The sequence below is a fragment of the Nostoc sp. LEGE 12454 genome (assembly GCF_056620565.1).
Map to the genome: position 1 here is coordinate 274,032 of NZ_JBWQXL010000007.1, position 13,515 is coordinate 287,546.

The following is a 13,515-nucleotide window of genomic DNA, read 5'->3' on the forward strand; positions in this document are numbered from 1 at the left end:
GAGGCAGAGGGGCAGAGGGGCGGAGGGGCAGAGGGGAAAAACTTACTGCAAGTTCTCCCCTGCTCCTCTGCTCCCCTGCTCCCCTGCTTCCTCCCACTACTCACTTCTAAATTTTTAAAGTGAATTTAACGTCATCCGCAAATAGAAGGACTACAATCAAAACGGACAAATATTTCATGCTCCAACAACAGAGGATTACAAAGCTGTGTCCGACTTAAATCGCGGAATTATGAAATTTAAGGGGGCAGATTCCCCAAAAGTAGTCACTATCTCTACCGTGTTGCTTCTGGGATCGATCGCTGCTCTCGTAATCTGGGCGCTGCAAGCTGCCTATGCGCTAAACTAAAACCATTAGTAGTCTAGAAGGACACTTGTCTTAAACGGTTTCCGTTTTAGCCAGGTGTCCATTTAGCAACTAATAAATAAAACTCCCCTAATAACCATCAAAAATTTCAGCAAAATTTTAGATTTGAGGTTTTAGATGGAAAATTTAAATCTAAAATCCAAAATCCAGAATGTTTGAACCTTGGGGTATTTTCGTTATTTTAATTATCTGCCCCCTTTTGGGCGGATTACCCCTGATTGCATGGATAACTTACGCCCTCAAACGGAAGCAGTTATCACAAGTTGGTACAGGAAACATTAGTGTATCAGCTGCCTTTTATCATGGCGGTAAAATTGTCGGAATTTTGGCAGTCTTGTCAGAAGCTTTTAAAGGAGTTGCGGCAGTCTTACTCAGCCGCATTTTCTTCGCAGATGGATCGTCTTGGGAATTGGTTGCCCTAATCGCTCTGGTAATCGGTAGATACTGGATAGGCAGAGGAGCAGGTACGACAAATGTTGTCTGGGGATTTGTCGTACACGATCCACTGGTTGCGATATTTGTATCTTTCTTTGCAGGTATAGCTTTTACAATTCTGCAATCAAGAAAGATAGTCAAATTTGTGGTTTTGCTGCTTTTTCCTTTGTTTGTGGCACTTCTGCACTTTAGCGATATTCCCAGAATACTTGCTGCTGTGGCCTTAGCTAGTTTAATGGGCTGGATTTACACCAAAATTCCTGATGATATGAAACTGCCAGCCCAAGAGGCACAAACAGAATCGCAAGCGATGTTGGAATTTTTACGCGGCGAGCGCACAATGGTTTCTCTAGATGAAGAGTTGAATGCTGCCATAGTCGGAGAAAAGGCGGCAACATTATCTCAAATTAAACGCTGGGGCTATCCAGTGCCGAAGGGATGGGTACTAGCACCTATCGACGATCCAGAAGGGTTAACAGAATTTCTCCAACCATCAGAATTATCTCCCTTGGTGGTGCGTTCCTCCGCTATTGGAGAAGACTCAGAACACGCTTCTGCTGCTGGACAGTATGAAACAATTCTAAATGTTACTAGTCCAGAGGCATTACAGTCAGCGATCGCTCAAGTTCAAGCTTCCTACAATCATCCATCTGCTATCCAATATCGGCGCGATCGCGGCTTAAATGATACAGCAATGGCTGTGTTGATTCAGCAACAAGTCCAGAGTGTGTATTCTGGCGTTGCTTTCAGTCGCGATCCCATTACCCAGCAAGGCGATGCGATCGTGATTGAAGCCCTTCCAGGTAGCCCGACGCAAGTCGTTTCGGGAAGAGTCACACCAGAACAATATCGCGCTTTTGTCGTTGAAACAGAAAATTCTTACTCTGTACAATTAGAGGGTCAAGGACGAGTCCCACAATCATTAATTAAGCAAGTTGCATACTTAGCTTACCGACTCGAAAAACGTTATCATGGCACTCCTCAAGATATCGAGTGGAGTTATGATGGTCAAACGCTTTGGGTGTTGCAATCTCGACCGATCGTTACTCTGTTGCCTATCTGGACGCGCAAAATCGCTGCTGAAGTGATTCCCGGAGTAATTCACCCCTTAACATGGTCAATTAATCGTCCCTTAACTTGTGGAGTTTGGGGAGAATTTTTTACTTTAGTTTTAGGCGATCGCGCCTTGGGGTTAGATTTCACGAAAACAGCAACTCTGCATTATTCAAGAGCTTACTTTAATGCTTCCCTCTTAGGAGATATTTTTCTCCGTATGGGATTGCCGCCGGAAAGTCTGGAATTTTTAACCAGAGGAGCTAAATTAAGTAAGCCCTCCTTGCAGTCAACTTGGGAAAATTTGCCAGGACTAGGGAAGTTGCTGAAGCGAGAATTCAGTTTAGAAAAGGACTTCAAGGAAGATTATCACAAACGGTTCATTCCTGGGTTGTCGCAGTTGACGCAGGAAGATGTAGATAGCTTGGAACCACCGAAGCTGTTGGCAAGAATTGATTTTATTCTGGAGTTACTGCGTCATGGAACGTATTACAGCATTTTAGCTCCTTTAAGTGCTGCCCTAAGACAGGCGATTTTTCGGGTAAAGGATAAGCAAATCGATCATAGCGTCACCCCAGAGGTAGCGGCATTGCGATCGCTCAGTGCGATCGCTACAGATGCCAAGCAGGTATTGGTTGAGTTTGAGCCACAGCAAGTATTTGAACAATTAAAGCAAACCCCCGAAGGAGAGAAGATCCTCCAAGCATTTAACGAATTGCTGCAAGATTACGGCTACTTAAGTGAAGTAGGAACCGATATCTCCGTTCCCACTTGGCGGGAAAACCCCCAGATGATTCAGCAGATGTTTGTACAGCTAATGCAGGGGAACGAACCACAAGCAGGTGCTAAAGATGCGATTAATAGTATCTTTGCTGGTAGACGCAAACGCTCTTTTGTGCAACGGCGCGTGGATATCAAAGGACGAGTCACCGAAGTTTATTCCCGACTTTTGGCTGAATTGCGTTGGAGTTTTGTGGCTTTAGAGAAGATTTGGTTAAAGTCTGGTTTACTCAAGAAAACAGGCGATATCTTTTTTCTCAACTTTGATGAAGTGCGGCGTCTAATTGGAGATGAAGATTCCAGCTTAATTGAGCAGTTAGATGAGTTAGTCGAATTTAGGCGATCGCAATTTCTGCAAGATAGCGAAATTATTCAAATACCTGTTTTAGTCTACGGCAATACACCTCCTCACCCCTTAGCTCCCTCCGAACTCTACTCTGACCAAATTTTACAAGGTATTGGAGCCAGTCATGGGCAAGCCGAAGGTAGAGTGAAAGTGTTGCGAAATTTACAAGACATTCCAGAAGTCGATCGAGATACGATTCTGGTAGTACCTTATACAGATTCCGGCTGGGCACCATTATTATTAAGGGCTGGAGGATTAATTGCCGAAGCTGGAGGAAGACTTTCTCACGGTGCGATCGTTGCTCGTGAGTATGGAATTCCTGCCGTGATGGATGTTCGCGGTGCTACATGGCTTCTGCAAGATGGTCAACGAGTCAGGATTGATGGGTCTAGGGGTATTGTGGAATTATCTAATGATTTAAGACCAGAATGATTACCACTTCTCTGAAAGACTTGCCTGAAGAATCGGTTTCTCACAATGCCGAAATCAAGAAAAAGGTGATGTTACGCTTCGGCGATTTACCTCACCTAACTAACTTTTCTCAAGCACGTTTTGCTCCTGGACAAACCGCACCAGCACACGCGCATCAAGATATGTGCGAGGTATTCTTTGTAGAAGCTGGTTCAGGAGTAATTCACATTGATGGTACAGAATATCCCTTGCTTCCGGGAAACTGCGTAGCCATCGAACCGGGAGAAGTACACGAAGTTGTCAATAGTGGCTCAACTGAGCTGGTTTTGACATACTTTGGTTTGCGAGTCGAAAAATCGAGCTAATCATTCAGTTAGGATCGTTAACTAGCAATTGAGGTTAGTTTGATTTTGAATAAAACACGCACTGGGAGCATAACAATGTTATGTCCTTAGAAAAATTTGCGGATGTTGTTTATAAATCAATACAGTTCAAATCAAACCAAAATCCTGATGTAGAGACGCGATTTATCGCGTCTTCAAAGATCGATGGTTTACTAATATACCAAGGGTGTCGCGTTGCGCATCTGACGCAAAGAATTTATACAAGCAGGACAATCACAGCCAAATAAGTCGATTGCCACATTGCTTTCTTCATCATTGAACTCCAGCATGGGAGCATCTTCTTGAGAAAACTCTATTTCACGCTGATAATTAGGAATTTGAGCCAATACAGAAGCCCTGGCACATACTAAACCCACTTTATGTTTATTGCGTATACAAGATAGACGATCTGTGGTTTTGGCTCCTGGTTCTGGCTCCATAGCTTGTGCGTGATTTAGCATTACTCCCATAGAGAGAAGAGAGCTAATTAGCACTGGAGAAGAAAGCAAACTCAGTATGAATTTGTTCATTGGTTTTCTTGAAAAACAATCTTGATTGCTCAGATTATCCGATTAAATCTTACAGTGCAAGTAAATGTCTATCAGGAATAGCCGAAAATCCAAATGTAGAGATGCGATTTATTGCGTCTTGAAAGACTAAGGGACTTCCAACTCAAAAATTGTAGGCAGTGTTTCGACTCCCTTCTCTACGAGAGGCTGCACTTCGACTACGCTCAGTACAAGTCAGGGCAAGTCGCTCAACAACCAAGCAGGGAGCAGGGGGAGCAAGAAGAATATTATCTGAGTAAATTGGATAATTTCTTTTCTGGAAGTCCGCAATTATCTACACCAATAACCCTTCATTGAACCGTATTGTCATACAACGCAAGTCTGTTTCTGATAACGTGAAAGCAGAAGTTGCTACAGGCTGCGCGAAACACGGAAACGTGAAAGCAGAAGTTGCTACAGGTTGCGCATAACACGGAAACGTGAAAGCAGAAGCTTTTACAGAGAAGACGGAAGTTGCTACAGGCTGCGCGAAACACGGAAACGTGAAGACGGAAGCTTTTACAGGGAAGACGGAAGTTGCTACAGGCTGCGCGAAACACGGAAACGTGAAGACAGAAGCTCTTACAGGGAAGACGGAAGTTGCTACAGGCTGCGCATAACACAAAAGTGTTAAAGCAGAAGTTGCTAAAAGGAAGGCAAAACAGAGAAGTTTATTGTTATACAAAGAATTTTATCTGCCATTGTCATTTGTAAACCTACTCAGTAATAATAGAATTTTCAACAGAGTCTATCAAAAATTAAAGAGGTTGATAGTCAAGCTAAGTATTTTTTGAGCGCTATTGATTGCCATGTTTATCTTCAATAAAAAATATTTTTACCTTACACTTTTACTATTTTTAATAGAGGTATGTATTGCTGTTTTTATAAATGATAGTTTTCTTCGTCCTTTTATCGGTGATGCTTTAGTAGTTATATTAATTTATTGTTTTGTCAAAGCTTTTTGGAATATACATTCATCCATCGTCGCTTTATCAGTTTTTGCCTTTTCTTGTGCAATCGAGATTCTGCAATATTTTAATTTTGTAAATAATTTAGGATTACAAAAATACAAGATTCTGGCTGTTGCGTTGGGAAGTGTATTTGATTGGAAAGATATTATTGCTTATGCAATAGGTATCATAACAGTCCTATGGTTGGAAAATAGAACATGATTACTCGTTCGAGTATTTCGCGGCGTTCAATATGGAGAGTAAATTCACGAATAATATTCTAAATTCAATCATATCCATCTCCAATACAGGTCAGTATAGGAGCTATGATTTGGCTGTTAACCCAATTGACTACAAGATTATTTTTTTGGAATGAGGCTGCGATCGCAGCCTAGTTGTGAAGACGTACAGCTTTATAACCTTTCCAGTCACAGGGTTGTCCAATTACTCCCTTACCTCATATTTCTGTGACAATCTTTTGGTCTTAATTATTTATTGTTGCTGGGAGAATAAAAACTGGGATGCATTGGTTTTCTTCCTTTTATCTGGATATTATAAGGCATTTCAAAAACTAGTTTATTACCCATCACATAGTATTGAAATCTACGTTTGATAATATCGTTAAATTTAAAAATAAAATCATAAAAAAAGCTCGGATTTTTCCTGAGTTCTCTCAATGCTAATAACCATTTTCCTTCTTTAATAGAGAATGAAACTTGATAGTAAGCTAAAGTTCTGTTGTAAACTGTAATATTATAAGATAGAGCACGCATTAAAGCTGGATTTTTTTTCACAGCTTTTTGCTGCATGAAAGAAGAAGTAGCTATGCAAGATTGATTTAGACGTTTAAATGGGCTTTCACGTACAAGAGAAAAAGAGCGCGAACGGTAGAAATAATAGGCTTCTGGCACTAGAAAAAAGCGAGCGCCATTAATTAAGCATTTCATGTCAAGCCAAAAGTCCTCAGCTATACTTAGGGTTTCATCGTACTCAATGCTGTGTTTAACCAAAAATTCTCGTTTGAACATAGGCTTACTTAAACCAAGATGCAGCCCTGCTTTTCCATAGACATCAGTCTCTACGAAATGAACAATATCAATTTGGAGAATTTTATCTATATGTTCTCCACTTTCTTGAATCAAGGTACTCCAAGGAGATGTTGCACCATCTTTGATAAAATAAACATCATCTGCAATCATATCTGCATTTGCTTGTTCTGCCAGCAACACAAGCTTTTCTAATCTTTCATGAGCATACCAGTCATCTGAATCAAGAACAGCAATCCATTCTCCTTGGGCTGCTTTGATAGCAAGATTACGTGCAGCAGAAACTCCAAGGTTTTGTGGATTAACTATCACTTTGAGACGTGGATCGGTAAAACTCTTTGCAACTTCTACAGTTTTATCAGTTGAACCATCATCGACAACGATAACTTCAAGCTCAGTGAGTGTTTGATTTAAGACTGACTTTATTGCCTTCTTAATATAAACTTCAGTGTTGTAGGCAGGGATAATTACAGAGACTTTAGGATTCATGAAACTAAACTCCTGACTAATTGTTATATGCTTAGATCACAATCTTAAAATTCCAAAGAAAATGTGTTGAAGTAAAAATTCAGAAGTCATAATCAAGACACTTAAGAATTCCTTGGCGTTCGCGTTAGCGTCTCTGAAAGAGAAGCCTTTGGTAGAGAAGGAGCTTCGTTCTCAATCGGGGATTTAGACCCACTAATGAATTCTTGCATCACCAAATTTTCTTGTTTTGTGAGGTTCTTAAACCTGATGATTCATCCGCTAATTGTACATAATTCAGAATAAATTCTGACTCTTGACAAATGTATTCTGTTTGAGAATAATTTATTTTTTCATAGCGTCATAACCAATCATTTTTACTCATTTACATTGCAGGTAGGTGAAATCTATTGGGATTTTTATTTGAATGAACTACATACACGAGTTGTATCGTAACACAACTGTGACTGCTGTTGTGAAAATTAAAAATTTTGACGATGTATCAGTTGCTGTTGCAGGCTTTTGGGAACTTATATGCATGTTCCTCAGATTTTCCTGTGTGTTAATAACCTGGTAATTGATGAATTAAACAAAAACTAATGTTGGGCATATTTTCCACGGCTGCTTGTGTTGCATTACTGTGATGTACATCACACTCAAGAATTCCAACTCGCTTGATTTGTCCTATTTCTAAAGCATAAAGGGTAGCGATCGCGGCATTACAGAAAATGCAAAATCCCATCCCTTCATCTTTGAGTACTTTAAAAAAGTGCTTATCTTGCCTTTTTTGCTCTCTTCGGTGACAACGCCAATCGTGCCTAATATTCGGTATAGCGACGCGGCGTATAAACCCAGATATTACCATCAGGGCGCTTGATAGTTCGGGTTTTTGTGGAACCAACGAGAATAATTGTCCGCATATCAGCACTTGCTGGCGTTAACTGCTCAAGTGCGATCGCTTTTACCGTTTGTCCTGGCCGACCGAGATTCCGAGCCAATACTACTGGTGTATCTGGTGTTCGATGTCGCAGCAAAATATTTCTTGCTTCTGCTAGTTGCCAGGTACGCTCTTTGGAAACAGGATTGTAAAAAGCAATGACGAAATCAGCCTCAGCAGCCGCCGCAATTCGTTGTGCGATCGCAGACCAAGGTTTCAAGATATCAGAGAGAGAAATAGCACAGAAATCATGTCCAAGAGGCGCACCAATGGCTGCGGCGGCTGCCTGCATTGCAGAGATGCCTGGGGCCACATGAATGTCGATACTGTCCCATTCTGGTTTAGCATAGCGATCGCATACCTCAAAAACCGCTGCTGCCATTGCATAGATACCGGGATCGCCAGATGAAACTACAGCTACATATCGCCCAGATGCAGCCAAATCAAGGGCCATCTTTGCTCGTGCTTCTTCTTCGCGGTTGTCAGACTCATGCCGTTGCTTGCCATCAGCCAGAGAACCAATTAAATCTAAATAAGTTTTATAACCCACTAGGTCGGTTGCCGACTTGAGTATCTCTTTCACTTCGGGAGACATCCACAGCGAACCACCAGGGCCCGTACCAATAACCGCTAACCGTCCGCGTGGCTGACCGATGGTATTGGGGTCAATCACTTGAGGAGCAATAGCGATCGCAATGTTAGGAGAAGGGGAAGATAAAGGGGATGTACCTGTGGCGGCGATCGCTGCGGCTTGGGCGTGGCTATAACCTTGTGAAAGTAGACTTTCTAGCTGATTTGGGGTGAAAAAGCGGGCGGGCACTTTTAAGGCGCTAGCTACCGCGTGGATTGCGGGATCGGCTGCGGCGGCGATCGGTACAAATATCCCGGCAACCGATGCTGTTTCTAGTTTGGCATCAGCTAGTAGCTGTTGTACTAAAGCTACTGCATCATCAATCATGCCACTAATTGCGATCGCGATCGTTGCTGGATGATAGACAAGACAGTTGGCTGTAGGAGTCACCAAACGTTCTGTAACTTGGATGGTCAAATCTCCCTTGGGATCTATTGGTAATTTACTATCACTTAACCAAGGCGCTATTCCTTCGAGATTAACTTGCGCCCCAGCTAGCACATCTGAGATAAATTTCTTCGCATCGTCTGGGTTTGCCAAGTGGTATCCAGGAGGAGGAGATAACAACGTTGTACCCAAACGTAAATCGCCTGTGGTTGTAATTGCAGCTTTGACATCCAGCGCTTCAGCAATGCGGCGAGCCAAATCGTTGACTCCACCAAGTCCGCCCAAGAGAGGGACAACAGCGCTACCATCTTCAGCCACAGCTAGCACTGGTGGTTCCTGTCGTTTATCCGAGATTAAGGGAGCTAACGTCCTAATTAAAATGCCGGCAGCACAAATACCAATCAACGGCCTTCCCTGGACAAATAACTCGCGGAGCATCTCGCCAAAATTCGTGAAGCTGACATCAACTTCCGATGTGCGACCCTCTAAACCGTATAGTGTTGCCCCTGGTAAGACGCTGATTATTTTGCGTGCTACTGTCACGCTATTTTGACCCAGTATTACAATGGCAGGTGCAACATTCATCATCATAAATAGATATCTTGCAAAATTTGATATCCTTAAAATGAAACCACAGATTTAGACATACAGCGACTTCATATTTACAAGCTTGGAGAACTGAGAGTGTCATGTCTACGACGGGCAACTCTTGGAGAGGTTATGCCAACACCTACGCGCGTGCTGTCTTCAATAATAGCTGTTAAAAACCTATTTTGGGTTTATCCCATGTTAGGTTTTAAAATTTAACTTCACAACCAAGCTATTGGTAAAGCGTTTGTTAATTTAATTGATGAAGCTTTTATAAATTATGCTCTTCGGGTTTGAGACTCTTGACTCAACCAGTTACAACGATTGGGTCAATCAATTCAAATCTAAGTTGCAATCCTCTAAGCTGCTGGAGTACGGCATTTATTTCTAATCTTAGCTCGTTATCAAAGATCCCAAATGGGTTCTATAGATAAAAAGTAAGAAGGTAGGAAAAGTAGGAAAAGTAGGATGTTTTCTATCACCTCTTGATTATCAGGTTATTACACGGTAATTTGAATCTTATGTGCCGCTTGGGAAAAGGAGTTTAGGGGTATGTAAAAAAGTCAGTGCAATTTTGAAAGGAAAATTTCCAGATAGAAAAACTGAAATAAAATAGGTAACATAGAGTTAAAAAATGCGCTTTTTTTAACTCCTTTTATATTAATAATCTAGCTTTCCGGGGCAATTGCAAAAACTGCGAAAAACTTTTATACTTTCAGTCGGCTCTTGCACTCAATGAAAAATTACGTAGCAATCTCCAGCGATAACCATTGGTTGCGATCGCATCAATCAAGAGATGCAAAAAAATCTAATATTTGATAATCCGCAACTTAATTGGATAAATTCAAGAACTATGTCTATTGCAATAAATGTTAAGAGGTTGTTTGAAAAGTGTTTCGCTGTGATTTTAGGCACTTATTGATCCCCCCTAACCCCCCTTAAAAAGGGGGGAACCGGAATCAAAGTCCCCCTTTTTAAGGGGGATTTAGGGGGATCTAAAACGTTTTGCTACCAAGAAGAGAACTTTTCAAACATCCTCTAACGGCGATTGCTCACTTTCGCCTGATATGTAGCTTTTTAGGGACTTCTAAAAAATAAATTATCCCAAATTATTTATAGATTTGTAGGGGCGCAAGGCCTTGCACCCCTACTTAACCTGGTGGGACTGCTTCTTCAAAGGGACGGATAATCGCCGGCGCTGGTGTAACTTCTGGTTTAAAGATTCCCTGCAATGCCTGTTCTAAGGTTTGCGCCATGACAATCCGGTTTTCGTAAGCAACTACTACCCGTACTAAGGTTGGCAGACTATTCTGTGTGGCTTCTAGATAGATTGGCTCGACATACAGCAGCGATTGCTGAATGGGAATTACTAGTAGATTGCCTTGAATCGCTCTCGAACCCTGGCGATTCCACAAGGAAATTTGCTGAGAAATTACTGGGTCTTGGTTAATCCGCGCCTCGATTTGCTCTGTTCCGTAAATCAGGCGTTCTTTAGGAAAGACATATAACACCAACTTACCGTAGTTTTTGCCATCCGATCGCGCCGCTAACCAAGCGATTAAATTAGTCCGCTGTCTGGGAGTGTAGGGTAAAAACAGAAGAAATTCTTCAAAGTCTACGGTGGGTAAACTAGTAATCAAATAATACGGCTCTACCGGACGGGGTTCACTGCCATAAATTTCATTAGGAATCTGCCACTGGTCTTCCCGATTGTAAAATACTTGGGGGTCGGTCATGTGGTAAGTCATCAACCGCTCAGATTGAATTTTGAAAAAGTCCACCGGATACCGAGTATGACTGCGGAGATTGACTGGCATTGTACTGAGCGGTTTGAACATATTGGGAAATATCGCTGACCAAGTGGCAATAATCGGATCGCTCCGATCGGCAATGTAAAACTTCACAGTGCCGTGATAGGCATCAATCACTACTTTGATAGAATTGCGAATGTAATTGATACCATCGCTACCAGTATCTGAGTAGGGATAGCGATCGCTCGTTGTGTAAGCATCAACAATCCAGTAAAGATAACTGGGATTACTTGGAAAATCTTGATTAGCAGCAGCAGCAACTAAATAGGGGTCGCTGTCAAATTTCAGGAAAGGTGCGATCGCTTGAATTCTTTCCTTGACATTTCGTCGCAGTAGCACTCTTGTATCTGGCAAAAAGTCCCGCGTCAGCACCATCTGCCAATCTTTCAAATACATCGCAAATAGCCACCGTCGCCATACTGAACCGATTTCAACACCACCTAGACCCTCGTAAGAGTTGTAAACATTATCACTACCGCTAGGATAGTCTAGCTCTCTAACTCTTGTACTAGTCATTACATAAGTATTAGTAATCTCACCGTAATAAATCCGGGGTTGTCCAATCGGAATACTTTGACGAACGGCTTCATTAGAAGTTGTGAGAGCGCTACTATTACCGCTAATATCTTTAACAAAATATTCTGGTAGCCCACCCGGCCCAACTGTATTAACTGGACTAACAGTAAACCCAAAACCGTGGGTATAAATTAAATGGCGATTAACCCATGTTTGAGCTTCCTGTGGTACGGCACTGTAATCTAATTCTCGTGCGGCAATCAGTACCTGCCGCCGTTCTGTTGATTCAACTGCTTCCTGCTTAGGTGGCGGCTTTGGCGGCGCAGAGGGTCGGCGGGAAGTTATATCTGTTTTGAGAGTATATCGATCGATATCGGCATCGGGAAACCGATAATACGGTCGAATTTGTTGCAGTTGACGGTTAGTTTGTAATAGTGGTCGCTCATCCCACAGGCGAATATTGCGAATTGTCAAGTCATTCTTTTGAATATCAGCTTCAGTCAGTGTTCCTTGCGGGTTGAAGCTTCTAGAATCGATCGCCTCTAAATCGAATGCTTGACGAGTTAAGGCAATAGTCCGCTGAATGTAGGGTTGCTCTCGTTGCAACTCATTAGGTTGGACAATTAAATATTGCACCACAGTAGGTAAAACAACATCAGCAGCTACAACTAGTACTAGATAAACCCCTAACCCGTAAAAGACAAAGTGACGATACTGAGATTTGGGTTTCCAGAAAAACGTTCGCCAAAGTAGGTAAAAGGCGATCGCTACTGCCACAATGCACAAAACGGTGTAAGCTGGCAACTGGGCTGTCACATCGGTATAGCTAGCACCATAACTCACTCCACGGCTAGAATACACGAGTTCATAGCGACTCAGCCCATAACTCAAAGCTACTACCAGCATCAACAAGCCACCCATACCGAATAAATGACGCTGTTGCTGGGGCGAAAAACCGGGGAAAATTCCTTGACTCAAACTGTCAGCCGATAAGAGATAAGTGAGGGTAACGGCGACGAAGCCATACAAACATAATCCCATCAGCCAGAGTTCTAGCAGTTCCCAAAAGGGTAAGGAAAATACGTAAAAGCTGATATCTCGACCAAATAAAGGCTCAGTGCTGTTGAAAAGGGTAGGGTGCAAATATTGCAGCACCTTTGGCCAGTGTCGGAATATGATGAAGGCAAAAATGGGACTGGAGAGAATTGCGATCGCAGTGAGTAAAAATTGGGGATAGATTAAGATGGCGATCGCTACTCCCCCAATTAAACCGAGATACCAGACTTGAGAGACAATCTGCTTCAAAAGTTGCCAGATTGTCTCCGGTCGAAATAGGGCGGGAACGGGTAGAATAGCCTGATTAACTGGAGAATGCCAATAGAAAAGAGCAATTTGACCATAGTGAGCCAGCATTAACCCAATCAACAAGCTCAATATCAGAGTTAAGGATAATAACCAGCGCAATTTTAATGCTTGAGGGCGTTGCGACCCAAGTATCCGGGTTTCGTTGCGTCTTGGATAATTAGGACTGAGAAAATTTGTTAATTCACTGTTGAGTTCTGCTTGCTCAATCTTTAGAGACTGGGAATATTTTAGCCGTTGTGCTAAAGCCAGATTTAGCAGTAGATAGGCAGCAGTTATCCCAGCCACGACTATCCACAAAATACCACGAGTCAGCAGCCTCAACAAAAATACTTGGAGATACCCGACTTCCCGAAACCAAAAAATTTCTGCTCCCAGACGGGAACCCAGATCCAACAGTAGCCACAGCCCCAAAAATCCGATTAATAGCCTAAAGCCCCATTTCCGATACATTGATATGTAATTTAAGAAGAACGCCAATTCTCTATTTGCAAGCCGTTTA

9 protein-coding genes are annotated in these 13,515 nt (G+C 42.2%); 4 read left to right on the plus strand and 5 right to left on the minus strand.

Going from position 1 to position 13,515, the window contains the following annotated elements; genetic code table 11:
* Positions 1 to 205: 205 nt before the first annotated feature.
* The 3 genes from AC1F2U_RS10685 to AC1F2U_RS10695 all read left to right on the plus strand — a co-directional run bounded on the left by AC1F2U_RS10685 (position 206) and on the right by AC1F2U_RS10695 (position 3,754).
* The gene (locus tag AC1F2U_RS10685; RefSeq protein WP_190240958.1) at positions 206 to 346 is read left to right on the plus strand and encodes a hypothetical protein; all 141 of its coding nucleotides are present in this window, start codon (positions 206 to 208) and stop codon (positions 344 to 346) included.
* 169 nt (positions 347 to 515) lie between these two features.
* Positions 516 to 3,410: a glycerol-3-phosphate acyltransferase gene (locus tag AC1F2U_RS10690; RefSeq protein ID WP_480261082.1), complete on the plus strand. Its 2,895-nt coding sequence runs from the start codon at positions 516 to 518 to the stop codon at positions 3,408 to 3,410.
* The gene (locus tag AC1F2U_RS10695; RefSeq protein ID WP_292867633.1) at positions 3,407 to 3,754 is read left to right on the plus strand and encodes a cupin domain-containing protein; all 348 of its coding nucleotides are present in this window, start codon (positions 3,407 to 3,409) and stop codon (positions 3,752 to 3,754) included. The genes AC1F2U_RS10690 and AC1F2U_RS10695 overlap by 4 nt, the downstream gene beginning before the upstream one ends.
* Before the next feature lie 191 nt (positions 3,755 to 3,945).
* Here the strand turns inward: AC1F2U_RS10695 and AC1F2U_RS10700 are convergent, their stop codons facing one another.
* The gene (locus tag AC1F2U_RS10700) at positions 3,946 to 4,302 is read right to left on the minus strand and encodes a hypothetical protein (protein WP_480261083.1); all 357 of its coding nucleotides are present in this window, start codon (positions 4,300 to 4,302) and stop codon (positions 3,946 to 3,948) included.
* A gap of 827 nt (positions 4,303 to 5,129) precedes the next feature.
* Here AC1F2U_RS10700 and AC1F2U_RS10705 point away from each other — a divergent pair.
* Positions 5,130 to 5,492 (plus strand): ribosomal maturation YjgA family protein, encoded by a 363-nt coding sequence (locus AC1F2U_RS10705; protein ID WP_480261084.1) that lies wholly within the window; start codon positions 5,130 to 5,132, stop codon positions 5,490 to 5,492.
* A gap of 266 nt (positions 5,493 to 5,758) precedes the next feature.
* On the opposite strand, the gene AC1F2U_RS10710 is transcribed toward AC1F2U_RS10705, so the two are convergent.
* The 4 genes from AC1F2U_RS10710 to AC1F2U_RS10725 all read right to left on the minus strand — a co-directional run bounded on the left by AC1F2U_RS10710 (position 5,759) and on the right by AC1F2U_RS10725 (position 13,466).
* Positions 5,759 to 6,805, minus strand: coding sequence for a glycosyltransferase family 2 protein (locus AC1F2U_RS10710; protein WP_480261085.1), 1,047 nt, complete (start codon positions 6,803 to 6,805; stop codon positions 5,759 to 5,761).
* Between the two features lie 538 nt (positions 6,806 to 7,343).
* Positions 7,344 to 7,523 (minus strand): hypothetical protein, encoded by a 180-nt coding sequence (locus tag AC1F2U_RS10715; RefSeq protein WP_480261086.1) that lies wholly within the window; start codon positions 7,521 to 7,523, stop codon positions 7,344 to 7,346.
* 76 nt (positions 7,524 to 7,599) lie between these two features.
* Positions 7,600 to 9,324 (minus strand): precorrin-3B C(17)-methyltransferase, encoded by a 1,725-nt coding sequence (gene cobJ / locus AC1F2U_RS10720; RefSeq protein WP_480261113.1) that lies wholly within the window; start codon positions 9,322 to 9,324, stop codon positions 7,600 to 7,602.
* Positions 9,325 to 10,475: 1,151 nt separating this feature from the next.
* Positions 10,476 to 13,466 (minus strand): UPF0182 family protein, encoded by a 2,991-nt coding sequence (locus AC1F2U_RS10725; protein WP_480261087.1) that lies wholly within the window; start codon positions 13,464 to 13,466, stop codon positions 10,476 to 10,478.
* Positions 13,467 to 13,515 lie beyond the last annotated feature (49 nt).

Bases quoted from the DNA above. Each gene is read 5' to 3' on its own strand.
- AC1F2U_RS10690 (WP_480261082.1), top strand. From the start codon at position 516: ATGTTTGAACCTTGGGGTATTTTCGTTATTTTAATTATCTGCCCCCTT.
- AC1F2U_RS10695 (WP_292867633.1), top strand. From the start codon at position 3,407: ATGATTACCACTTCTCTGAAAGACTTGCCTGAAGAATCGGTTTCTCAC.
- AC1F2U_RS10705 (WP_480261084.1), top strand. From the start codon at position 5,130: ATGTTTATCTTCAATAAAAAATATTTTTACCTTACACTTTTACTATTT.
- AC1F2U_RS10700 (WP_480261083.1), bottom strand. From the start codon at position 4,302: ATGAACAAATTCATACTGAGTTTGCTTTCTTCTCCAGTGCTAATTAGC.
- AC1F2U_RS10710 (WP_480261085.1), bottom strand. From the start codon at position 6,805: ATGAATCCTAAAGTCTCTGTAATTATCCCTGCCTACAACACTGAAGTT.
- cobJ (WP_480261113.1), bottom strand. From the start codon at position 9,324: ATGATGAATGTTGCACCTGCCATTGTAATACTGGGTCAAAATAGCGTG.
- AC1F2U_RS10725 (WP_480261087.1), bottom strand. From the start codon at position 13,466: ATGTATCGGAAATGGGGCTTTAGGCTATTAATCGGATTTTTGGGGCTG.
- AC1F2U_RS10715 (WP_480261086.1), bottom strand. From the start codon at position 7,523: ATGGGATTTTGCATTTTCTGTAATGCCGCGATCGCTACCCTTTATGCT.